Here is a 25,456-nt window from a genome sequence, read left to right as displayed (position 1 = left end):
TCTCTTACTAAAAAAGGAGATGCAGTCCTTTTTCAATTGCAAGCCTTTGCTAATGCAAAGTGGCTATTTTAAAAATAAAAATCCTTGTTTCTTCCCCTACGAAAGCACTAATTTGATTATCGTCATATTAAAGACGGGACAGTTTCTATACTCTTTAACTGAATTAGTTTTCTGATTATTCTAATTTGTCCCAGCGGGATTATAGGGACAACTGGGGTGCTGTTATCGATTTAACTTTATCGGTGATCAACATTTTATTTACAGGAGGAAGAGGAAATTGAAGAAACATTTAAAGAGTTTTATGAGTGTCGTACTCGCAATGATCCTTGTTTTATCCAACCTGCCTTTCAACCAGAATCCTTCATCGGCAGCCGCCAGCTGGCAAGAGCTCACCGTGGAGAATGGCGGTTTCGAAGCAATCCCATCATCCACAACAAGCCTGCCTTCCTGGGTATATTGGAGCGGCGGCCTTAAATCCGGTATGGCAATCACGGATGAAGCCGCCTATGCGGGGAAACGAAGCCTTGCTGTCCATAATACCGGTGCTACAGGCCTGTTCAGCCAGCTGATTGCGGTTTCGGAAGGAAATCAATATAAACTCTCAGCAAAACTATATGCCAAAGAGCTTACCGGCAAACCTGGCATATGGCTCCGCTGGTACAATGATCAGGGAAAGAATTTTTCGGACACGCCCAAATATTTTGATGTTCCTTCCCTGAATGTGTGGCAGACCGTTGAAATCGAGGCGGCCGCCCCGGCAGGAGCTACCGGGCTAAAAGTCTTTATTTATCAGCCTTCCACATCCAAGATGAATGGCTATTATGATGAGGTAAAGCTGTACGAAAAAGGATCTGACGTTCTCGAATTTCCTTTTGAATTCGGGAAGCCAATCAACCATGGCCCCGCTGCCCTCGCTGCCAAATCCCAGGGAGTGGCGATTGGCGATGGGGAAGTGTATTATGCCACAAACGGTTCACCCGCGACTTTTTACGCGGCTGACGCAGCCACTGGCAAAAAAATCTTTTCTGCTGATTTGCCGGGAAGCGATGTCGTTTGGGCGATGGTAATCGGCGCGGACGGGAATGTTTATTTTGCCGGTACGTATAATGGGATTTTATACAGATATGTCGTGAAGGAAAAGCGTCTTGAGCAGCTGGGCAAAAACCCTTCCGATAATTGGGTTTGGCAGCTCGAAGCCTCGAAAGACGGGAAAATTTACGGAGCGACCTATCCAAATGCAAAAGTTTTCGAGTATGATATTGCTGCTTCCAAATTTACTGATTTAGGAACGTTTTACGAAGGCCAGCAATATGCACGCGGGCTCGGAATCACCGATGATAGCCTTTATGTAGGAACCGGGACAACGGCCTATTTAATGAAAATGGATTTAAAAACGGGTGACCGGACAGAAATCAAAACGCCTATCACCGGCGTTTCCACTCAAATATCAAATATATGGGAGTATGGCAACAATATTTTTGTCGCTTACGGAACGTCACTGGTGACCATTGATAAAAATACCGGTGAAGAAAAGAACACCCTTGATTGGCAGAACGACCATGCCTTTGACGGCCTCATCTCGCCTCCTTCACCGTATAATGAAACGATTATCTACTATATTAATAAAAACACGCAGCAACTATGGACTTATGACACGGCCACCCATAAGCAGGCAAAAGTGGAACCAACTGTGCAGATGCCGCCTACTCCCGCCAAGGCAATCCGCTGGATCAAGGATGAAAGCGGCAAAGATGTATTGGCCATCCTGCATCATCAAATTGAATACTCCATCTACGACCCGACATCAAATACCTTGAAGGTCAGCTATCCTGAAGTGGATATGCAGGGGCTTCTGATGCAAAGCCTGGAAATCGGCGAGGACCAGAAAATTTATATGGGCGGCTATCAAGGTTCCTTTGGAATATTTGACACAGCCACAGATCAGTACATTTTGCGTGAGCGGGATCCCCACCAGATTGAAGGGATAGGATTCTTAAATGGCGATGTGTATCTCGGCACGTATGGCGGTGCGAGAATTTACAAATATGACCCGGACCTTCCGTTTGTATTCTCAGGCGGGGTGAAAGGTGATAATCCTGAAATGGTGTATGATATCGGGGATGACCAGAGCCGGCCGTTCACTTTTGCTACAGGCGACAACAAGCTATTTATCGGTACAATCCCAGACTATGGCTTGCTTGGCGGTGCACTGACGATTTATGATGCTGGCACGGGGAAATGGAACACCATCCGTAATATCATCAATAATCAAAGTATTATCGGGCTGGCCTATCTTGACGGAACCTTATTTGGAGGCTCCACCCTTGCAGGCGGACTGGGCGTCACCCCTACCGAGCCCAAGGCAAAAATGTTTGAATATGATGTAACATCCGGTTCTTATGAGGTATTTGATTTACATGTTGAAGGCTTGGCAACTCCGGAAATGATCGGGGAGCTCTCGGCCGGCCCTGATGGAAACCTCTGGGGTGTGGCATGGGGCTATGATAAAGCCGGTGCCTATAACACGGTTTTATTCGCGATGGATCCTGACAACCGAAAAATTGTCAAAAGCACGGAGCTTTATAAAGGCGTCAACCGTGGAAGCCAGTGGCGGCCATTCTTTATCCGCTGGGATAAGCAAGGCTATCTTTATACGACAGCGGGGCGAACATTGACTGTTATTGATCCGGAAACGATGAAAAGCAAACAATTGGTAACCGGCACAGTCAATTTGATGGATGTTGACCATGAAGGAAATATCTACTACACTGCCAATGAAAACCTGTATCAATTACCTGTTCCGGTGGAAAAGGGCACGCTGTCCGCGGCAAGTGATTCAATTTTGCAGGGAGCCGGACAGGATATTAATCTTGCGGTTACCCTCGTAAATGGAAGCAAAGCCAATCTGGCAGGCGCCAAGATTGAATGGTTCAATTCCAATCCGGACGCCGTCGAGCTGAAGGACGGAAAAATGACCGGCAAAAATGCAGGCACAGCGGAACTCTATGCCAAAGTTACGTATAACGGGTATGATGTCACAACCAATAAAATCACCATCAGCGTGAATGTGACGGCTGAAACACTCTCAGAACAAATCCTGCGTCTGGAAGAAGCCGGAGCCATACCTCATTTTCTGGCCAAGCAATTAACAAACCGGCTCGAACAGGCTAAGCACCATGCGCAAAACGGAGCGATCTTCCAGGCGGTTAAGCATCTGGATGATTTCCGCCAGCATCTGGACCAAAGCGGCGTGGATGAATCGGTCAAAAAGACATTGCACGCGAATATTGATTCTGTTGAGGAAGGATTTAGGGATTAATTACTAGCGAAGAAGGTTATCTGTTTAGGCAGAAAAACTTTCCTGAAAAAAGGCCAGGCTTCCCTTCGAAAAGGGCAGCCCGGCCTTTTGTTTTACTTAACCATCTTACAATTTGATTGAGCTGAGAATGCTTTTTAATTTTGCAAAGGCTTCGTCTGCCATATCCATTGGTTCCGCATTTTCCAAGTGCTTCAGGGCATCCTGCAAATGTTTAGCCGCCTGCTCCTGCCTTCTCATATCGCGATGATGGATGGCAGAAGTAATGGAATTAGCCAGCTGCATACTTACTGAATTTTTGATATTACCGTATTCAGTCTGGCGTTGAACGAAACTCAACACTGATTCCAATGTATTGGATACTTCGATTTTCTTCAGATAAGCCTTGTCGGCATAATAAATATTTCCGTCATTGCCGATTGTCATCAACTCTGTCTTTGCCAAAACTTCATGCTCCAATGAAACCGGGTCGATTATTGTCAAATTGCCGGCAAGTGTCGTGTACATGAGGCCATCCTCGCTCCAGCGGATATGGGCCGGCCTCCACCTTCCATAATCTTTTACCTCTGGGAAGATGTTTTTGCTTTTCACAATTTCCAGCGTTTCCGAATCCATGGCAAAAATAGAACCGTCTGCTGCAGACCATAACAGGCCGTCCGGTCCCAGGCTCATTCCGCTAATCATCTTCGGCTGGACCGTCACACCTGGTATTTCGGGAACAAACTCTGTAATTTTTTCACCCTTTTCCATATCCCAAATGAAGATTTTCGCTGCTTGTTCAGTCGGATCGGTTCCGAGTCCGCCTGCAACGGTAGTGGAGCCATAAAGCTTTCCATTTACCTCGGCAAGGCCGGCAATGGCTTGATTATGAACGACATTTGGATAAACCACAGTATCCTTTACAGAAGCCGGGTCAAGCACTGTTAAGGATCCTCCAAGATGCCCGTAGTCAGGGATCGTGCCGATGTATAGCTTATTTTTTGCCGCGGTCATAATGAACGGACGGTCCTGCTCCGGAATATCGTAAATTTGTTTCGGAGAAAGCGCTGGACTTGTAACGTCCATCTCGAAAATGAAAGCACCCGCATAAACCCCGAAGTACATGTTATTTCCAAGCGGCACCATTCCCTCGGCCTGCCCCAAAGTGAAATTCTTGTTCTTATCCGTTTCCGGGTTGTAGACTGCGCCTTTCCCTCCAGGATACCCGCTTAAATATAAATTTCCATCAGGCCCTTTCTCCAATGTTTGGATTGGAATCGGATTGCCGGCGACCGGGTATTGAATCGTTTTTACTTTTTTGGTCTGTAAATTTATAAATGTGACTTGGCCGGCGAATTGGACTGTCACCAATGATTTGCCAGGTAAATCGGGATCGTTTTCAACCTCGACCCATCCTGTATTCCGCAAATATGTCCCAAACACAACACCTGTATCAACGGCATTTAGTGTGTCAAGGTCAACTTCCTTCAATCTGTTGCCTTGCAGGAAATAAACTTTGCTGCTGCCGGGAAGCCCATGGACGAGCCGCAATCCCTTATTGTTCAGGTAATACTTGTCGCTCCATTGGCCAGTTTCCGTGTCATAAAACAGGAGGGTATTACTGCCGCCGCCAACTCCTGCGATAATGTATTTTCCCGCCGCATCAAGCTGCCAGACGCTGCTGCCAGGCACAACATGATCAGGCAGCCCAATCTTTTCAAATTTGCCGGATTCAACATCCAGTTTGACGAGGACATTTTCAACGCCAATCCCTAAATATAAGAACCCGTTATGGTACGCGGTGGACCTGGAATAGCTTTGCCCAGGGGCAATACTGCCATAATCCTTCATTTCGCCAGTTTTCGGATCATAACGGCCAGCTTTCGCATTTGGGAATGAGCCAAAATAAACACGGCCCTGGTCATCATAGGACAAACCGTAGACAACGCTCTCCCCTATGCCCCCGAGATTTTTTACTACTTTTGTGACCGGGGAATATTCATAAAGAAACCCATTGCCGCCAATATAGACGTTGCCATTCGGGACGGTAATATGTGTCCATACAGCGCCTGTCCCTTCCAGCGGATAAGTTCTGAGAACTTCCCGGCTGGCTAGGTCAATCACCTGGAAAATGGCAGGGTTGCCACTTGAGGTTGTATACATCATATCGCGCCCGTCCTCTACCCCATAGGCGGAATCATACACAGCTACACTTTCTATCGGCGATCCTAAATTAACCGGCTCCCTGAATCTTGAATCCTCTTTCGCCTTTACAGGTCCGCTGAAAAAAATAGATGAGAGTAATAATGTAAACGAAATTAAAACAATCGAAAAAGATTTTAAAAACGCCTTCATTTTCTTTCACTCCTCCTTTATTGTTTTTTAAATCCTTTGCTTCTCGCATCTCACCCTTTCTTTTTTCTAATATTCTAAAAATATCAAACTTAAAAGGACTGAAATATGTCGATAAATAACCTTCCATATATACAGGAAGATAGCCCTAAACCGGCTGAGGATGAAAGGCCTATGATAATTCTTTTGGTGTAAATCAAACCAAGTGGACTTTCCAGATGGATTTTACGTCGTAAAAAAAGCCACTCCCGCCATTACCCTACCTTCTTCCTTCCTCTTGCTGGCAAGGAAAAAGTTTACGCAATATAAACGTTTGAATAGTTGGGAAAATTTTTTCTGAATACCCTCCCCCCGCTATAAACTTTTTACTTTTGAAACTATTTCATTGCATGGTGATCCAATTCACTAAAATATTCATCACTTCCGGATTGGACCTCAGCGTGCCAATTTTATAGTCCAGGTATCCGTTCATCATCCATTTTCGAATTGATAAATGACCGATTCCTATCATTAAAAATTCAGGCTAATTCCGGGAGTTTTTGTCAAAGGGAGAGGAATGGGGATGCAGCCGTGACCGAAAGGCAAATTTGATTGTATAGTATGGCGACGCAAATCGCTGTTAGAACGAACCAATTTTTATTTAAAACTGCTTACTCGGCAAATAGGCGGTTTTGTCGAAATTTCCAGTGAGAGGAATATTGTTTTACATTGTGTTTTCAAATCTCTTTCTCCGGACAAAAGCTATTTTTATAACTTTTTAACTCCCTCATACGGTACTAATTCCTTTCTATTACAATAGTTTTCCTTGTTCAAAAAAGTTGGGAAAATTTATCCAAAACATAAACCAAACTGTATTTTTACTCATTGTCTAAATAGTCAGATTACTTTACTCTTAAGAACAGAGAGGAGGTTTAGTTTATTACTCTATTCATTTTTTTAGAAAAAACATTCATTAAGTGAGAGGGAGAGGAAATGTATTGGTAAAAACCAAGAGATTACGGAAATGGGTTTCTCAATGGCTTATATTCGTACTTACACTAACGCTCACTGCCCCGGCCTCTGCAACAGGAAGTACTTCCATGCAAAAGGTTGATCTTCAAACGAACGCGCCCCAACTAGCTGCTGACAAAATTGCTCCTAAACTAGCCAAACAATTTGAAGACGATGAATACGTCACCTACCTCATTAAAATGAAAGAACAAGCGGATGTTAATGCCGTTTCGAAAAACGCCCATGATGCATCACGAAAGAAAAAAGAACCTCCGGCCGTTGCCAAGCTTGCTATGCGTAACGCTGTTGTTTCCTCTTTGCTGGAAACAGCCTCCCGTACACAATTTGGTTTGGAAAAATACTTAGATAGCATGCAAAAAAAAGGAGAAGTAAAAAAGTTTGAAAGCTTCTTCATAGTTAACGCATTGTCCGTAACGAGTACTAAAAACGTTATGGAGAAAATCGCTTTACGCGCTGAAGTAGACAAGATTCTTCCTAACGAGGAGAGATTTCTCGATAAAGCGGAAAAGTCTACGGCGACTGAGGAAAAGAATGTAACCGCAGATATCCAACCCAGCAATATTGAGTGGAACATTAATCAAGTCCGCGCTCCTGAAGCTTGGGCGATGGGAATCGATGGAACCGGCATCGTCGTAGCGAATCTCGATTCAGGTGTCGATTTGAATCACCCTGCGTTGAAGCGCAAATGGCGTGGATACGACGCGAACGGCAATGTGGTTAATCCAGAATTCAGCTGGTTTGATGCCCACAGTGGCGCATCCTTGCCAGTCGATACGGATGGCCACGGAACCCATACGATGGGTACGATGGTTGGTTCGGAAGCAAACGGAACGAACAAAATCGGTGTCGCGCCTGGTGCGAAATGGATGGCGGTCCGTATTTTCAATCCATCTACGACAGATGAGATTATCTTGCGTGGCGCACAATGGCTGATCGCACCGGTTGACAAAAATGGAAATCGCCACCCGGAAATGGCTCCAGATGTTGTGAACAACTCATGGGGCGGCGGCCCTGGACTTGACGAGTGGTTCCGGCCAATGGTCCAGTCATGGCGCGCGGCACAAATTTTCCCAGAGTTTTCAGCGGGAAATGTCCGTACTGGCAATCCGGGAGGACCTGGTTCAGTGGCGAACCCGGCCAACTATCCGGAATCATTCGCAACTGGGGCAACAGATATCAACAACAAAGTAGCTTCTTTCTCACTTAGAGGCCCGTCCCCTTATGGAGAAATTAAGCCTGAAGTATCTGCGCCAGGAGTAAATGTGCGCTCCTCTGTGCCAGGCGGCGGCTATGAAGGCGGATGGAACGGGACATCAATGGCCGGCCCGCATACGACGGCACTAGCCGCATTGCTGCTTCAAGTAAATTCATCCCTCACGGTTGACCAGCTTGAACAAATTATTACAACAACGGCAATACCATTAACAGATAACGAATATCCTACAAGCCCGAACCACGGGTACGGAAGCGGATTAATCAACGCCGCTGATGCTGTAGGATCCATTCTAAGCGGCCTAGGTTCAGTGTCCGGCCGGGTTGCTACCGCCGGGGACGATTTCGAGCCTCCTGTGCTTGAGCACACGCCTGTTACAATGGCCTATACGGGATTTGATATACCATTCACCGCCCGTGTATCGGACAATGTTGGGGTTGTTACAGTGGAAGCGTATGCCAGAATCAAAGGCACCACGCACTGGACATACATTCCAATGTCACGAACATCCGGGGATTATAAAGACGGAGTGTATACAGGCTCAATTCCTTACTTCCTCGTACATACGGCGGGTACGGAATATTACATCCGTGTAAACGATTACGGCAATAATGGTTTTGAAACAAATAAGTATTCTATTGAAGTTTCCAATGGTGTTAAGCCTGGTTACTTCCAGGACTTCGAAACAAATATTAATGGCTTTACGACTGGCGGGACGAATAACACATGGGAGTGGGGTGTTCCTGTAGGCGGCCCTGGTTCAGCAGCTTCAGGCACGAAGCTGATTGCAACCAATGTTGACGGACCATATCTCAACAGTTCCAACTCCTACATGATGATGCCGCCAATTGATCTCATGGATAGCAATCGGGGTGCCCTGCTCTCCTTCAAGCACTGGTTCAACCTGGAGACCAATTATGACAGGGGCGTTGTATATGCAGCGGCGGAATCAACCAATTATGAATTCGTTTCTTTAGCTTCCTTTACTGGTTTAAGCGGCGGATGGAAAAACCAAGTCGTTGACCTATCCCAATTTGCGGGAGAACAGATTTTTGTCATTTTCAACCTGCATACCGATGGTTCCGGAACACGGGATGGCTGGTATATCGATGATGTGTCTCTCATTGGAGCGGATGATGTCGCACCTGCTGTTCCAGCCAACTTAACAGCCCAGGCAAATTCATTGGGAATTGTCTCGCTTAACTGGTCAGCCGTTTCCGATGCAGATTTCAAAGAATACAATGTTTATCGTTCCTCTGTCTCAGGCGATGGCTATGAAAAAATCGGAACGACATCTGCGAACAGTTTTTCAGATTCCAACACAGCCAATGGCGAGACCTATTTCTATGTCGTAAGAGCAAAAGATTACTTTGGCAATGAGAGCGGAAACTCCAACGAGGTATCTGTCACAGTTACCGCCCCGGTGACAGTGTACAGCGATAATTTTGATGGTGATACAGATAACGGCTGGACCCATTCCGGTACACGGGATGAGTGGGAGCGCGGCACTCCTTCCGGCACGGGCGCACCTGTTCCTCCGTCCGCTCCAAATGTATGGGGAACAGATCTTGATGGAAATTACGAGAGCAGCGCCAATTTCTCGCTCGTATCCCCAGTGATCGACCTTTCACAGGTAACAAACGCAACACTTGCATTCTCGCACTGGTATGAGCTTGAAACAAACTATGATAAAGGCTTTGTCGAAATTTCCAAGGATGGCGGAACAACCTGGACACAGCTCGGCATGTTCAGCCACTCAACAAACGGCAAAAACTGGTCTACCGTTTCTTACGATATAGCCTCATATGCCGGCCAGCAAGTTCAAGTAAGGTTCCGCGTTACATCGGATGGCAGTGTCGTAAAACTTGGATGGTATATCGATAACTTTGCCGTATTGGCCGCTCCAGCACCGCAAAAATTTGAAAGAGCGGTTGAAAGTGATTCCCAGGCAATGGCCAAACCGAAAGCGGTATATGAAGGGCCTGAAGTGAAGCTGACAAGAACCGAAAAGGATGCTTTGCCAACTCAGCCTCAAGGCGGAATTGGGCTGCAAAGCTTACCTGCCAATGCGACAGTTACTGTCCTTGAAACAGGGCGTTCTACAAGAACGGATGCAAGCAACGGACGCTTTAGCATGATTCATATGGCCGGGGATTACACCATTCGCGCTGACGCCTATGGATTCTATCCACAGACCCGCCCTATCAAAATTAATGACGGAAGGGATACATCAGTCAGCTTTACACTTGAACCGATCCCGCATGGAATCATCACAGGTGTAGTGACGGATGAAAGATCCCGCGAACCTATTGCAAATGCAACGGTAATGGTCATGGAAGATGCCCGCATTTCACCTGTAAGAACAGATGAAAACGGCTCATTCTCGCTTGAAGTTTTAGAAGGCACGTACACTCTCGCGGTATCCGCCGACCAATACTACAATAAAAATTCAACTGTCACTGTTAAAGGAAATGGATCAGTTGAAGTAAATGTAGGGTTGAAACCATTTATCGGGTTCGAAGGAACAATCGGATACGATGACGGCACCGCCGAAAACGCCCGTGCATGGAACGCAGCAGGCAATGCCTGGGCGGTGCGCATGACGCCTGAAAATGGCGCGGCGCAAGTGACAGGCGCCATGTTCCGCTTCTGGAATACAGAATGGCCGGTTCCGGGCGGCACCGCATTCCAATACGCGATTTATGACGCTACAGGCGCAAATGGCGCGCCGGGCCGACAACTAGCAGGTCCGCTCAACGGCACGGCTAAACGCGATGGCACTTGGACAACAGTTAAATTCCAGGAACCGGTTATGGTTGAAGGAGATTTCTATGTTGTCTATATCCAATCATTCGCGAATCCTAACACACCAGGGTTGGCTACCGATGAAAATGGCAAGAACGCTCTGCGCAGCTGGCAAAGGATTAGCGGAGCCTGGAGCCAATCTCCTGCAGCGGAAGGCAACTACATGATCCGCGCGATTGTCCAATACCCAGTTGGCGCGCCAGTCATCACTTCACCTGTTGATGGTTCCTTTACAAATGATGAAAATGTTACAGTAGCCGGAATTTCTCAGGTCAATGGTTCGACAGTGAAGCTCTATAATGGTACAGAACAGGTTGGTACGGGTACGGTTGAAAACGGGAAGTTCAGCATCCCTGCAACGCTAAATGCGGGTGCGAATGAATTAACCGTCGAAGTGGTCGTAAACGGAAAAATCTCTGATCGTTCCGCACCTACTGTCGTGACTTTGGACCAGACAGCACCGGTACTTGATGTTACAGCGCCAATCCAGGATTACCGAACAAATGTTGAAATGGTTTACGTAACAGGGTCAACAAGCGATGACCATTTTGACACCCTAACAGTGAACGGAAAATCCGTTAATGTTAGCGCCGACGGTACTTTCTCACACAAAGTACTAGTTGACGCCGGTGAAAATACGATTACAGTAGTTTCAACCGACCGCGCGGGCAACACAACTACAGTTACACGTAACGTAGTTGTTGACCTTAGCGCCCCTGAAATTACAAACATTTCACCAGCCGCCGATGTCCACATTGTTGCCGGTGAGACCGTGCATGTATCTTTTGACAGCGAACCAGGGCTCAACGCTTCGTTCCGGATTGAATTGCCATTAATGCCTTCAGGCGCCAATAATGGAATAGCAATGACTGAAACGTCACCAGGACATTATGAAGGCTCATACAAAACGCCTGATTCGCTTAAGATGGATGGCGGCGTTATCGTAGTTCGAGTAGCAGATCAATCAGGCAACCAGGTTGAAGTAGCCGCGCCAGGAAAGCTGTATGTAACTGCCGGCGGCGGCCAGGTTGAACCTCCTGCAGAGAACAAAGCGCCAATTGCTGTGATCAAAGGAGAGGCAACAGCCAAGATGAAAAAAGCTACGCAATTCGATGGTTCCCAATCCAGCGACCCGGATGGAACGATTGTAAGCTACCAGTGGAACTTCGGTGATGGAACAACCGGTACCGGGGCAACTGTAAATCACACATTTAATAAAAAAGGTACCTATACCGTCACGTTGACTGTTACTGACGACAAAGGTGCGACACATTCAACAACGCACAAGATTGTAGTCAATTAATCCCGTCTAAACGTCAAACGGGCCCCCTGAGAAATCAGGGGGCTTTTAACTCGTTAAAATGAATGATTCAGGAAGGATACTTTATTAAAAATAAATACTTCAATGTAACGTAAATGGTTTTAAACCGAAATATAAATAAGTATTAAAAAAGGTACGAATCACCCTCCATTAGGGGAAGGCGGTTTCGCACCTTTTTTTATTGATTTGGAAAAGATACTTGGGGAGTTTATGAGGAATTCTTCTATGGAGAGATTAACCCAGCCTTCTTTTGAGAACTTCAATTTCCCGCTCATTGCGGGCGGTTTTTTCCCAGATGAAATCCTGGTCCAGTTCCATTGCTTTAAACTTGCCCAGTATTTCTTCGTGCCGTTCTGCGTTCCTCTGTTTTTCAGCCTCGAATTCCTGGCGCAAACCGTTAACTTGGCCCTGTAAACCGCTAAGGTCCTGGCGCAAACCGTTTACTTGGCCTTGCAAACTGTTTAGGTCCTGGCGCAAACCGTTCAATTCCTGCCGCATGTTCTGCTGCTCCGATATTACGCTGCCAACCATACTCACTAATTGGGCCAACATCGTTTCCATTCTTTCCAACCGTTCTTCCATATACCTTTCACCTCCTTCTCTTGTCCATTATACTATAAATTTTTATAAAGGACTTTGGTTTCTATTCCCTACCTTCCCCCACAGCAGCATATTCCATAGAGAAATAGCCCAACTTGATTATCGAAAGTTGCAGATCAGCTTAGTGACTAATGGATCGGTTTTTCGCAGCTGTTCGACCGCTATATCTCTCTTTGATAAAAAATGAACATCCATTTTACCCTTAGCGGGAAAAATAAATAATATTTTGAATTTTTGGTTGACTTATTGGATTACCTTCCCTTATAATCCTCTATAACACACGGCAGTTAATAATGAACACTCATTGAAAACTATATATGCAATCTCTTATCCAGAGTGACGGAGGGTCAGGCCCTATGAAGTCCGGCAACCTTCAAGCGTAAAGCTTGAAAAGGTGCTAATTCCTGCAGGCATTTTTGCCTGGAAGATAAGAGGAGGAACCCCCCTCTTCTTATGGAGAGGGGTTTTTTGTTTTAAAAGAAGCCATTAACTGCTCAAAACACAATAGACAATAAATTGGAGGGTAAGATACTATGACAAATCAAAATGAAAACTTCGGGCTTGAAACACTATTATTGCACGGCGGGCAAACTCCTGATCCAGTAACCGGATCCCGCGCGGTACCTATTTACCAGACCACATCGTATGTTTTCAACAGCACCGACCATGCCCAGAACCTCTTCTCTCTTGCTGAATCCGGAAATATTTATACCAGGATCATGAACCCTACTACCGATGTTTTGGAAAAAAGAATTGCCCTCCTGGAAGGTGGCGCGGCTGCCCTTGCTGTTTCCTCCGGCATGGCCGCAATTGCCCTGACAATCATGAACATCGCTGAAGCGGGTGATGAAATCGTCGCCGCCGCAAATCTGTATGGGGGAACATTCAACTTATTCGCCGTTACCCTTCCGAAGTTCGGCATTAAAGTCCGCTTTGTCGACTCGACAAATCCTGAAAACTTCCGCGAGGCTATCACGCCGAAAACAAAAGCGGTCTTTGGCGAAATCATCGGCAATCCAAGCCTGAATGTATTCGATGTTGAAGCGGTGGCAAAAATCGCGCACGAAAATGGCGTTCCGCTCATCATCGACAACACCTTTGCTTCCCCGTACTCCTGCAGGCCGATTGAATGGGGCGCGGATATCGTTGTCCATTCCGCGACAAAATGGATTGGAGGCCACGGGACAACGATTGGCGGCCTCGTCGTCGATGCCGGCCGGTTCGATTGGAACAGTGAAAGGTTCCCAGGATTCACACAGCCGGATGCAAGCTATAATGGTATCCGCTTTGCCCAGGATGTCGGACCGCTCGCATTCATCATTAAACTTCGCGTCCAGCTTTTGAGGGATTTTGGCTCATCGTTAAGCCCGCATAGCGCCTTCCTATTGCTGCAAGGGCTTGAGACACTACACTTGAGAATTCAAAAGCATAATGAGAATGCTCTGGAAATCGCCCAGTACTTGAAAGACCATCCGGCAGTCGAATGGGTTTCCTATCCTGGGCTAGAGGATCATCCAAGCCATGAACTTGCGAAAAAATACCTTGGCGGCGGTTTTGGATCGATTATTGTGTTTGGCATCAAAGGCGGCCGTAATGCAGGTAAAAAAGTGATCGACAACATTAAACTGTGGTCGCATGTGGCAAATGTCGGCGATGCAAAATCATTGATCATCCACCCTGCTTCCACTACACACCAGCAGCTCAGCAAAGAGGATCTTGTAAAAAGCGGCGTAACCGAAGAACTAATCAGGCTTTCAGTCGGAATTGAATCGCTCAATGATTTAAAAGAAGATTTGGACCAGGCTTTCTTTAAGGCTACCGGTATTTCAGCAAGGCCCGAGGAGAAGGTAAATCAATGAACACCGAAGATTTATCCTTAAGCGCCGAGCCGGCTCCTTCGCCGGAATATGAAAAGATAAAAGTTGGGGAACTGCGGCTTGATTCCGGTACGGTACTCCCTGACGTCGAACTCGCATTTGAAAGGGCTGGAAAAAAAGGCGGCCCTGCCATACTGGTCTGCCATGCCCTTACCGGGAATCAGTATACAGTTGGCACCGAAGAGCAACCAGGCTGGTGGCGCGGTCTGATTGGACCAGGAGGGCATATTGATACCAACAAATATGAAGTTATTACATTCAATGTCCTTGGTGGCTGCTCGGGATCAACCGGCCCAACCAGTATGAACCCATTGACCGAAAGGCCTTATCAGTATGATTTTCCGAAAATAACAATCCGGGATATTGTTCATTCACAGGTTTTGGCGCTCCGCAAGCTAGGCATCAACAAAGTCAAAGCGGCTATTGGCGGCTCGCTTGGCGGGATGCAGGTGCTTGAATTGGCAATTGCCTACCCTGATTTCGCGGAGCTGATCATCCCGATGGCCGTGACCCCCTACCTAAGCGATTATGGCATTGCTTTTAACACAATCGGAAGAAAGGCGATCGAGCGGGATCCAGCCTGGAATGGCGGCTTTTATGCGGAGGGTGCCCGGATTTCGGGCTTGGAAATCGCCAGGATGGTTGGGATGGTCACCTACCGGACCGCCCCGTTGTTCAATCAAAGATTCAACAGGGAGCTTAAGGACGGCGAGACTTATCAAGTTGAATCTTATCTGAATTATCAGGGACAAAAACTTTCATCCCGTTTCGATGCCAACAGCTATTTGCACTTGCTCGGGGCGATGGATTCCCATGACATTGGCAGAGGCAGGCACGGATGGGAAACGGCTATTGAGCAGATTACCGCGAATGCCCTGCTGCTTGGCTATACAGGTGATTTGCTCTATCCTCCCGAAAAGGTGAAAGAAATCGCGGAAGCCCTGCAAGAGGCCGGAAAAGAAGCGGATTATGTTGAAGTGAGCACTGATTTCGGGCATGATGGATTCCTTGCCGAGTTTCCAAAATGGGGAGGAATCCTGGAGGCTGCCCTTGAAGACTTAAGGAGGAGATAAAGTGGCGGACATCCATGTTGCACTACTGGGCTTTGGTACAGTCGGCAAGGGAGTATATGAAACAATCAATGCCCATCAGGCGAGGCTTAAGGCGCTCCTTGGCAAAAATGTAAAGGTTGCAGGCATACTTGTGAGAAACGTTGAAAAACACCACCTCGATGATGATGTCCTCCTTACCTCAAATTTTGAAGACATTTTAAACTTGCCTAAACTTGATGTAGTCATTGAAGCAATCGTAGGCCGGGAACCTGGCTATTCGTATTTGAAAAAATCAATCGAAAGAGGCTGCCACATCATTACCGCGAATAAGGAAATGTTTGCCTACCACGGAAATGAGCTTCTTGAATATGCCTCCCGACATCAGGTGGCCTGCGGGTTTGAAGCCACTGTCGCCGGAGGAATTCCCGCTATCCAAACCCTAAGGACACTTTTGAATGTGAACAAAATCGAAAGGATTGAAGGAATCGTTAACGGCACCTCCAATTACATTTTGACCAAAATGCGCGAGGATGGCGTTACTTTTCAAGAGGCGCTTCAGGGTGCCCAGGAATTAGGGTATGCCGAGGCAGACCCTACCAATGACATCGAGGGCCACGATGCTTTTTATAAAGCAATGGTACTAAGCCAGATTGCATTTGGGGAACAGCCGGAATGGAAAACGGTTAACAGGAAGGGAATTTCCGCAATCTCCCACTCACAAATCCGGTTATTTTCCGAATGGGGACTGCGCGTAAAGCACGTAATCTCACTTGAAAAAGGAACACGAGGCCTCGCCTGCTCCGTTAAACCTGTGCTCGTCAGCCCCTCCCACCCGCTGTACTCTGTTGAGGGCGTCCAGAATGCTGTTTCGATCGAGGCGGATATTGTCGGAAACATCACCCTTCAAGGGCCAGGAGCGGGGAAATTTCCAACCGCAAGCGCCATCGTGGAGGACCTCATCCAGTTAAACACAAAACAAGTTTGTTACTTTGAACGGGAACAGAATGTCCGTTTTAAAAAGGAACCATACCATAATTGGATTCTCCTTTCGAAACAAACGAACGTATTCATTCCTGATTCCATCGAAGTAACCGGCCGCGTCCCGGAAAGAGCTCTATTTTTAAAAGCGAAAGAAAAGGATATTGAACGGCTGCTAGTAGCCTATCCGGCATTGAACATCTACCAGCTTTATGGGCAAGTAAGCCCCGGCTTCCTGGAAAATCTCTCGCTTAAAGAAAGCAGATTCAAAAGAAAAGCCGCTGTCCCAAAAGGCGTCTAACTATGCCTTAGGGACACACTTTCCCAATACAATACTGTTTCCAATAAAAAGAGGGGCTTCGTATTAGCGGAGCTCCTCTTTTCCTACTATACTTAGTGGGGATGGAGGTGTGTTGGGTGACTATGATGAATGAACTGTTCCGCAAAAGGATTGGGTTTCCGCTGGAAGAGGAAATAAGCTTTGCTAATCTGGATCAGGTACTCGAAAGGACTGCATTGGCCCTTCCCTTTGAAAATGTGCGCGTCATGAATCGCAGCACGATTGAATTTACGGAGGAATCCCTGAAGGAAAAGATACTCGACCGAAATGAGGGCGGGCTTTGCTACGACCTGAATTCGATTCTTTATTTGTTCCTTTTGGAAAACGGCTTTGAGACCAGATTAATCCGTGGTGTAGTTTTTAACCAAACACATCAGAAGTGGAGCGAAACCGGAAAAACACATATAGCCATACTCCTTCGAAACAAAGGCCGGCAATACCTTGTGGATACCGGATTTGGCATCAATATTCCACTGAAACCAGTCCCACTTACCGGGGTAACTGTCTCATCCAGAAACGGCGAATTCCGAGTTCAAAAGGAAGCTAGTGATCATGGGGATTATTGTTTCTATTTTAAACTAAAGCATAAGGATAAAGAGTGGAAAAAAGGATATGCCTTTGATTCAATCGACATGGTTCATAAGTTAAGTGAAATAAATGAAATCCAGCACATTATTGCCAGCCATCCAGCATCAGGTTTCAATAAACGGCTGATAATGACCAGGCTGACTGAAAGAGGAAGCATCACACTGGCAGGCAATTCGGTCACCACATGGACTGATGGCAGGATGGAAAAAGATGAGATTGATTACACCCGATTCAGGAAATTGGCCAGGGATGCGTTTGGACTGAATTTATAATATGTGGGTCATCAGTGGGGCATATCCGTGGAGTATAGGCATGGCTGCTAGCCTGAAGGATTTCCCTGCTGATGGCAATTCATTTTATTTAATAACGCACGAAGGAAATGCGATAGCGTTTTCGAGGAGTCGGTGCCCTCCGCTCCAATCAACTTATATCAATGGATTGCCTGTCAGGTATTTTACTATAAAAAAAGCAGTCCAATTCATTAAATCGGACTGCAATAGCTTGTTATGTGCTGTTTTGTACTTGAAACTTTCATACGTCTTCTTATTCGCTTTCAATAACATTTCCTTCTGCTGGAATCGGATGTTTTTTCAGCAGCCGGGCAAAGTGCAATAAATTGTAAGCTGTAATTTTTGCGTGCTGCATTGTAAACTCGTTTTGATATCCTTTTGCCTCAATAAATGAAGGTCCCGGACCGGCTTCGCCTACCCAATACGTATCAACATTGGGGGGAATCGTGAACCCGATATGCGACAACGCATAAATAAGGTAGCTTGAAACGTTTTTCGCTCCGTCTTCATTTCCTGTTACTACCGCTCCGCCTACTTTGTTGTAGTAGATATATTGGCCTTTTTCGTTGGTAAGGCTGCTGCCTCCATACAATCTTTCAACAATCAGTGTGGCCAAACTGCTCTGTTCACCAAGCCATATCGGCGATCCAAGCACAAGAATATCCGCCTGCTTCACTTTTTCAAAAATCTCAGGCCATTGGTCCTTTTCATTCACCGCCTCATGGGTAATTCCAAAACCAATTGTATAATCAGCCATTCTCAGCACTTCCGTCTTTGCCCCGTTCTCATCAAAAATCTTTACGATCTCGTTAATAAGGGCCCGAGTATTGGATTGCTGTGTGCTGTCTTTCAAACTGCAATTCAAAACTAGCGCTTTTATGCTCATTGCTACATCCCCTTAGGTAATTATTACAGTATTCCTATTCCCTAAGGTTTTTTTAAAAAACTAATGTTTTTTGAAAAATATAAGGCCCATCTCTTTAATAGCTAAAAAGATGGGCCAGCATTAGTCTATACTGATTTAGTTTGAATTTCACTATCCACATTTATATTTTTCTTCTGATGCAAGTAGTATGCAACGGATAATAGAATTAACCAAGGTATCCCAACCATTAATGTTGCTTTAAAGAACGAGACAAACCATGTAGTAATGAGCAGGCTTAGCATAAGGAGCGCGCCTAATAACGTTAAATAAGGAAAGCCCCACATTCTGACTGAAAGCTTTTTGCCATGATATTTTTTACGAAAAAAATAATGGGTGACAAATATCATTAGCCACGTGAACATGGCACCGAACATTGAGATTCCCATCATGAGCAGATAGGCCTGATTTGGCATAATGGCATGGATGACGGCAGCAATGGCAATCCCAAACGTCGAAAGAACTAAGGAATAAACAGGAACATTCTTCTTATTTAATTGGCCGAAACGTGATGGTGCATAGCCTGCCCTCGAAAGTGAAAACATCATCCGTGTGGTGATATATAGTTGGCTATTCATAGCTGAAAGAGCTGCAATCAAGACGACAAAATTCATAATTCCTGCCGCGCCAGGGATATTTATCATTTCAATGACTTTTACAAAAGGACTCTTTTCGATGCCAGCTCCGGCCCATGGTACAATCGCGAGCATCAGCCCCAAGGTAAGAAGATAGAAGAAGATTAAACGGAAAACAGTTGCTTTCAAAGCTTTAGGAACTGCAATTTCCGGGTCCTTTGCCTCACCTGCTGTGACAGCAATCATCTCAATACTTAAATAACTGAATAAGGCAATGACTACCGCAATCCACATGCCGGACCATCCATTCGGAAGGAAGCCGCCATCATTTGTGTAGTTTTGAAAGCCGATCTCCGGATTGCTCCCGCCAAAAACAACATAACTGCCGATTAGAATAAACCCGACAATCGCGGCAATTTTAATCATCGAGAACCAATATTCAACTGAACCAAATAAATTAACGCTGGTTGCATTTATATAAATCAAAATGGCTGAAAAGACGAGAATCCATACAGTGCCTGGGACACTTGGAAACCAGTAGGACATGTATACTGCCACCGCAGTCACTTCGACCCCTACAGCCGCAACGATACAGGCCCAATAGGAATAACGGACAAGATAGCCAGCCCATGGATTGATATAATGTTCGGCATAGGCGCCAAATGATCCTGAAGTAGGATGGGCAATAGTCATATCAGCAAGACATCCCATTAATAATAGGGCAATAAAAGCACCAATGCCATAGCTGATTATTACACTTGGTCCAGCTTGCCCAATTGCAAAGCCGCTCCCAAGAAACAGCCCCGTTCCAATTGCACCGCCAATTGCAATCATTGAGATTTGCCCAGTTGTTAACCCCTTGCTAAGGCCTTTTTCGCGATCTGCTATTTGTTGAAAGCCCCTATTCTGATTCATTCGCATTCTCCTTTTTTAATCTAGTGGAAGACTAAGCCACTATCTCTCTATCATTCTTATATTTTTTGTATTCTTCGGTTTGCATAATTCTTTTTAAAATTTGAATGGTCTCCCAAACATCTTCAAATGTTGTATATAAAGCGATTGGAGCAAGCCTTATAACATTCGGGGACCGGAAATCCGGAATGACATGATGACCTTTTAAAGTCTTGCAAATTCTTGCTGCTTCTTTATGTTCTAAACAAACATGGCCCCCGCGGCGTTCATTTTCCGTTGGATTCCCAATCGCAAATCCGAAATCGGGAAGTTCTTCCTCGATCAATTCCATCATGTATTTAGTCATTTCAAGGGACTTCGAGCGGATATTTTCAATGCCAGCCTCTGCAAAGATTTCAAGAGACCCTAAGAGAGGGGCGCAACTTAAAATATGCGGAGTGCCGATTTGAAAGGCCCCGGCTGAATGGGCATGTGTCAATTCCAATTCAAGGTCAAACTGTTTATTTTTATCTGAACTAAACCAACCAGCCAAACCAGGGGCTTTTCCAAGGTGTTTTTCATGTACAAATAAACCCCCAACTCCGCCAGGGCCGCTATTTAAATACTTATAATTGCACCAGACGGCAAAATCGACATTCCAATCATGCAGGGAGTGCGGGATAGCGCCAATTGAATGAGCCAGGTCAACACCTATTAATATATTTCTTTTTTGAGCTTCTTTCGCCAAAAGCTCCATATCCAGCAGCTGGCCGCTTCGATATAAGACGGATGGCATCCATACGATGGCGACCTCATCAGTCATGGCATTGATGATATCCGCTTCGTTAATGGTGCGTGAATCATGGCTTTTTACTAGCACTAAATGTTCCTCTGGATCCAGCCCATGCAGATGCATTTGGGATTTTATCGCATATATATCTGAAGGGAAGTCTAATTCAGTTGCTATTATTTTTGTCCGTTTTCCTTCTGGTTTGTAAAAGGTAGCAAAAATTTGATGGATATTTCTTGTGATAGAGCCTGTAACAATTGTTTCTTCCGGTTTTGCTCCTATTAAAGGTGCGGTCAGTGCTCCTAATCTCTCGGAAAAATCAAACCAAGGCTGATTGCCTGACAACCACCCATCAATGCCAAGGTTTTTCCAATCATCCAAACTGAGAAGCAATGTTTTTTCCGCCCGTTTAGAAAGTAGCCCTAAAGAATTTCCATCCATATAATATGTACCTTCTTTTATATAAAACTCTTCTCTAAAGGTTATACTTTGTTGATCTAGCTGTTGGGCATATTCTTTTGTTGGTAAAAATGTATCCGTTTTCATTTTGTGGATGACCTTCCTTCCCGCTTTGTTAATTGAAGAATATAATAGAAGTTGACATGATGTCAATATTTTATGGCTGAAAATTTAAAAAATTAAAACTTCGAAACAAAAACGGCCGATTTAGAAGTCATTCGGCCGTTTCCTAGTCGCTATTCATATAGATATCTTATTTATATAAACCGGAAGTATAAATAGCGGTGATTGTTTTAGCTATTTCTTCAACCGTAGCTTGATTTTTCTCTTCAACAATTTCCCATAAATACATTTCATTCATAAAAAACCATGCCCGAGCTACAATTTCATGATTCAAACCTTGATATGCTAGGCCATTCTGCTGAGAGTGGGCAATATCCCTTGAAATTCCCTCGACAAATTTCGTTTGAATTTTTATCCAATTATTATTTACGGCAGTGGAGAACCCAATTGCTTCATGAAAAATCCGCAGCATAGCCCGCTCTTTTTCAGCTAATTTCAAAAAAGAATATGCTTGTGCTTGAATAATTTCCTCTGCTGATTGTCTTGTCGCCGGAAAAAAAGGGGTCTCCGCAATCTGATAGAATTTTTGCATCACATCTTCCATCAAGACAATTAGCAGATCATCTTTCCCTTCAAAATAAACATACGCAGTCCCGTATCCTACCTTTGCCTTTTTAATAATTTGGGAAATCGTCGTTTTCTGGTACCCTTCTTTAACAAATACTTCTTTAGCCGCCACCAGCAGTTTTTCTCTTGTAATCAAAGAGCGTAAATGGCGTTTATCAATGGTTTCCTTCTCTGTCACTATTTTTATCCCCTTACTGGTTTGTTTGTATATTAATATTAATCCACATTATCCATGTAAGCAGCTTTATTGTCATTTTTTAATTTGCATCAGTTGTTTGAACCGCCTCTCTTTTCATTAAGCTCCTTGAAAAAAACAAATCTTTACTATGTTCTATTTTTCCCTTCAGTAAATCGGGGACTTACTATTTTTGACCACCTATGGCAAACATACTATACTTGATTTGAAGAAAAATTCCGAAAGGTTAAAAAACAATTCAGTATGTGAGCAAATAGCTAACAGCCCATATCCTGAAGACAATCACGGACGAGTAAAAATCCAAAAATCTCAAACAAATGGGGAGTTATAGCATGACAAAAAACAAGTGGATTGATATCACTCAGCCCCTTCATGACGGAATCGGCCACTGGCCAGGAGACACACCGTTCCATTATGAAACCGCATTCACAAAAGAACAGACCGGCTCCGTCAATATTGGCAGGATCACAACAAGCCTCCACACTGGCACCCACGTTGACGCGCCCTTCCATTTTGACAATGACGGTGAAAGGATTCTTGCTCTCGACATCGGCGTGTTCATTGGCCCGGCGCGGGTTATCGACGTCTCTTCTTTTGAAAAAGTTGATGCCGAAAAGCTCCGGGGCTTTGACCTTGAAGGAGTTAAACGGCTGCTTCTCAAAACGGCCGTCCCGAACAACCCGGACCACTTCCCGGAACGAATCCAGGAACTTGCGCCTGATATCGCGGAATATCTTAGCCAAAAAGGCGTAAAGCTGCTTGGCGTCGATGTCCCGTCCGTCGATCCGCTAGACAGCAAGGACATGGCGGCCCATCACGCCCTGTATCGCCACGGCATCCATATCCTCGAAAACCTCATGCTCGATGGAATCGATGATGGAGACTACGAACTAATCGCCCTCCCGCTTGCCCTCAAGGACGCAGATGGCAGCCCGGTCCGCGCGGTCATCAGGAAGCTGTAGGAGCGTTTTTGGTGAAAATGGGCCCATGCACCGGGCTTAAGGCACCTGACAAGCTTGTCGGAAAACACCAAGGAGGTTCGAAATGGTTCAGGAAGACCAAAACCAAAACCCAACAACCAGCGAAAAAAGCATTGTTGTGGATTTTACAAACAATATGACATATAGCGAGTATCTCCAGCTTGATAAAATCCTGTCTGCCCAAAATAGGCTTTCTGGCCACCACGATGAAATGCTGTTCATCATCATCCACCAGGTCAGTGAGCTGTGGATGAAGCTAATCATTCACGAACTGAATGCGGCGATTGCTGCTATTAACACCAGTAATCTTGCCGCCGCGCAAAAATGCCTGGCCCGCGTTTCAAAGACACAGACGCAGATTATCCAGGCATGGGACGTACTGTCAACGCTGACACCTTCCGAGTATATGGAATTCCGTAATACGCTTGGCCAGGCGTCCGGCTTCCAGTCCTACCAAAACAGGATGATTGAGTTCGCGCTTGGCTACAAGAACAAACATATCCTGCAAATCTATCAAAAAGATCCGGCCCTCCTAGCCGAGCTAAAAAAGGCGTATGAAGCCCCTAGCATCTATGATGCCGCCATCCATGCTTTGCATAAAGCGGGATTTCCGATCGACGAAAGAATCCTTGCCCGTGACGTAACGGTGTCCTACAAGGAAAATGATTCGGTCCGGGCTGCCTGGATGAGTGTGTACAAAAACACAAAAGCCCATTGGGAGCTATATGAACTCGCCGAAAAGCTTGTCGATATCGAAGACAGCCTTCAGCAATGGCGTTTCCGCCATATGAAAACGGTCGAGCGGATCATCGGCTTCAAAACCGGCACAGGCGGCTCATCCGGAGTCGGCTATTTGAAAAAAGTCCTCGACCAGCGCTTTTTCCCAGAATTGTGGGATATACGAACAAGCTTGTAATGGCGGGGCCGCTTCTCAATTTTCACAAGCAGGTGCGGCCCGGCAGCCTTTTTCATAGAAAAAAGTAGTTCAATTTAATTGGTTAAACAACAGTCACTTTATCAAGATTTGCCTTATTTCCCTTCAGAATGGCATAAGTCAATTTATCCATGGTGGCACCGTCAAAAACAGCTTTTTTTACATTGGTTTTAAAAGAAACATTTCGGAAGACAGCATTTCGAAATGATGTTCCTTTTAACCCCGCATCGTTAAATATGGTCCCATTGAATGTTTGATTGTCAAAACATACTCCTGATAAATTAGAATATGAAAAATCTGTATCATCCAAAATGGCTTCCTTAAAACTCGCTCCATCTAAATTGGACTTGTTCAATCTTGCTCCCCTTAAATTTGCTCGATCGAATATTGCTTTATCTAAATTACTGCATTTAAAAGAACTGTTCGACAAGTCCGAACCGGTAAAGTCGCTGCCCTGGAGATTGCTATAATTGAACTTGCCATCATGAACTTTCACTGATGCAAAGTCCGAATTCGGCATGTTGCTCTTGGATAGATCCATTCCTGCCCTTTCCTGCAACTCTCTCGTTTTATCATGGATTGCTTCAACTATTTCCGTGATGTCCCCAATCGAGTCAATCGTCTTCTTATAAGCGATTTCTTCCGCCAAACCTTCCCTTATCAAATCATCCATCTTTTCCAGCAGATTATGGTAAAGCTCCAGTTTAATTTCCTTAATAGCCTTTATGTCCTCATAGGGAGAAAAAATGCCATCCAGGTACGTTTTTAATTTATCACTCATCCGGTTTTCCACCTTTCAAATTAAAGAATCAAGGATTTCTTTGGCATATTCCCAATTTCTTTTGTTTTCCGAGTATGCCATTCTGCCTTTGTCAGTCAGGTGATAGTACTTCCTGCGGCCTCCCTGCGTTTCATCTCCCCAGTAAGATGAGATGTTTCCTTCCTGTTCGAGCCTTTTCAAGCTGGAATACATCGTTGCCTCTTTCAATTCATACAGGCCATTCGAGCCGGAATGGACCAATTTGGATATTTCATACCCGTATTTATCCCCGCTCATCAACAGCTTGAGGATAATCGTGTCTGTGTGTCCCCTTAACAAATCGGACGAAAGTTTTAAACTCACTGAAGATTTCCACCTCCTTACAAATAATATATGGAATATTACTATGACAGTCAAGGTAATTTGTTCATTGATGTAATATGTCCGTTTATCCCACTGCGCGCGAAAACCATTTAAACTATAAAACCTTACATCAAAAAAGGAACCTCTGCTTCCAGAAACGGTTCCTTTTAGATG

15 protein-coding genes, 1 pseudogene and 1 riboswitch are annotated in these 25,456 nt (G+C 45.2%); of the genes and pseudogenes, 8 read left to right on the top strand and 8 right to left on the bottom strand.

The genetic code is table 11. From position 1 onward, the window contains the following. Positions 1-277: 277 nt before the first annotated feature. Positions 278-3,319 (top strand): FIMAH domain-containing protein, encoded by a 3,042-nt coding sequence (locus ADU24_RS06345; protein ID WP_053365840.1) that lies wholly within the window; start codon positions 278-280, stop codon positions 3,317-3,319. 105 nt (positions 3,320-3,424) lie between these two features. On the opposite strand, the gene ADU24_RS06340 is transcribed toward ADU24_RS06345, so the two are convergent. Beyond that, positions 3,425-5,650, bottom strand: a complete 2,226-nt coding sequence (locus tag ADU24_RS06340) for an FIMAH domain-containing protein (protein WP_053365839.1) — start codon at positions 5,648-5,650, stop codon at positions 3,425-3,427. A gap of 974 nt (positions 5,651-6,624) precedes the next feature. On the opposite strand from ADU24_RS06340, the gene ADU24_RS06335 reads away from it, so the two are divergent. Next, positions 6,625-11,979, top strand: a complete 5,355-nt coding sequence (locus tag ADU24_RS06335) for a S8 family serine peptidase (RefSeq protein ID WP_053365838.1) — start codon at positions 6,625-6,627, stop codon at positions 11,977-11,979. Between the two features lie 252 nt (positions 11,980-12,231). Here ADU24_RS06335 and ADU24_RS06330 read toward each other — a convergent pair whose 3' ends face one another. Continuing rightward, entirely contained in the window at positions 12,232-12,579 is a 348-nt protein-coding gene (locus tag ADU24_RS06330) for a hypothetical protein (RefSeq protein ID WP_053365837.1), read from the bottom strand. 342 nt (positions 12,580-12,921) lie between these two features. Next, positions 12,922-13,031: riboswitch (SAM riboswitch) on the top strand. A gap of 99 nt (positions 13,032-13,130) precedes the next feature. Here ADU24_RS06330 and ADU24_RS06325 point away from each other — a divergent pair. The 4 genes and pseudogenes from ADU24_RS06325 to ADU24_RS06310 all read left to right on the top strand — a co-directional run. Beyond that, positions 13,131-14,444: pseudogene (locus ADU24_RS06325) on the top strand (O-acetylhomoserine aminocarboxypropyltransferase/cysteine synthase family protein); the annotation flags it as partial. Positions 14,445-14,452: 8 nt separating this feature from the next. Next, positions 14,453-15,547, top strand: a complete 1,095-nt coding sequence (gene metX, locus ADU24_RS06320; protein ID WP_053365835.1) for a homoserine O-acetyltransferase MetX — start codon at positions 14,453-14,455, stop codon at positions 15,545-15,547. 1 nt (position 15,548) lies between these two features. After that, positions 15,549-16,805: a homoserine dehydrogenase gene (locus ADU24_RS06315; RefSeq protein WP_053365834.1), complete on the top strand. Its 1,257-nt coding sequence runs from the start codon at positions 15,549-15,551 to the stop codon at positions 16,803-16,805. Positions 16,806-16,927: 122 nt separating this feature from the next. Next, on the top strand, positions 16,928-17,704 hold the full coding sequence (locus ADU24_RS06310) for an arylamine N-acetyltransferase family protein (protein WP_331457063.1): 777 nt from the start codon (positions 16,928-16,930) through the stop codon (positions 17,702-17,704). Between the two features lie 271 nt (positions 17,705-17,975). On the opposite strand, the gene ADU24_RS06305 is transcribed toward ADU24_RS06310, so the two are convergent. From ADU24_RS06305 to ADU24_RS06290, 4 genes are all read right to left on the bottom strand, one after another. Next, positions 17,976-18,608 carry a flavodoxin family protein gene (locus tag ADU24_RS06305; protein WP_053365832.1) on the bottom strand — a complete coding sequence of 211 codons (633 nt, stop codon included), beginning with the start codon at positions 18,606-18,608 and terminating at the stop codon, positions 17,976-17,978. Positions 18,609-18,733: 125 nt separating this feature from the next. Beyond that, complete coding sequence (locus tag ADU24_RS06300; protein WP_053365831.1) at positions 18,734-20,134, bottom strand: amino acid permease; 1,401 nt, start codon at positions 20,132-20,134, stop codon at positions 18,734-18,736. A gap of 31 nt (positions 20,135-20,165) precedes the next feature. Further along, positions 20,166-21,446, bottom strand: coding sequence for a kynureninase (gene kynU / locus ADU24_RS06295; RefSeq protein WP_053365830.1), 1,281 nt, complete (start codon positions 21,444-21,446; stop codon positions 20,166-20,168). Between the two features lie 166 nt (positions 21,447-21,612). Further along, positions 21,613-22,227 carry a TetR/AcrR family transcriptional regulator gene (locus ADU24_RS06290; RefSeq protein ID WP_053365829.1) on the bottom strand — a complete coding sequence of 205 codons (615 nt, stop codon included), beginning with the start codon at positions 22,225-22,227 and terminating at the stop codon, positions 21,613-21,615. 350 nt (positions 22,228-22,577) lie between these two features. Here ADU24_RS06290 and kynB point away from each other — a divergent pair, with 350 nt between their 5' ends. After that, entirely contained in the window at positions 22,578-23,207 is a 630-nt protein-coding gene (kynB, locus tag ADU24_RS06285) for an arylformamidase (RefSeq protein WP_053365828.1), read from the top strand. An 82-nt stretch (positions 23,208-23,289) separates the two neighbouring features. Beyond that, the gene (gene kynA, locus ADU24_RS06280) at positions 23,290-24,141 is read left to right on the top strand and encodes a tryptophan 2,3-dioxygenase (protein WP_053365827.1); all 852 of its coding nucleotides are present in this window, start codon (positions 23,290-23,292) and stop codon (positions 24,139-24,141) included. 82 nt (positions 24,142-24,223) lie between these two features. Here kynA and ADU24_RS06275 read toward each other — a convergent pair whose 3' ends face one another. Together ADU24_RS06275 and ADU24_RS06270 are read right to left on the bottom strand one after the other, a co-directional pair. Next, positions 24,224-24,940, bottom strand: coding sequence for a pentapeptide repeat-containing protein (locus ADU24_RS06275; protein WP_053365826.1), 717 nt, complete (start codon positions 24,938-24,940; stop codon positions 24,224-24,226). Positions 24,941-24,955: 15 nt separating this feature from the next. Beyond that, positions 24,956-25,282, bottom strand: a complete 327-nt coding sequence (locus ADU24_RS06270) for a PadR family transcriptional regulator (protein WP_053365825.1) — start codon at positions 25,280-25,282, stop codon at positions 24,956-24,958. Between the last annotated feature and the right edge of the window lie 174 nt (positions 25,283-25,456).

Source organism: Bacillus sp. FJAT-27245 (genome assembly GCF_001273955.1).
In the GTDB taxonomy this organism is placed as follows: domain Bacteria; phylum Bacillota; class Bacilli; order Bacillales; family Cytobacillaceae; genus Bacillus_D.
The sequence above is the reverse complement of the archived record's forward strand: the minus strand, read 5'-3'. Positions and strand labels throughout refer to the sequence as shown.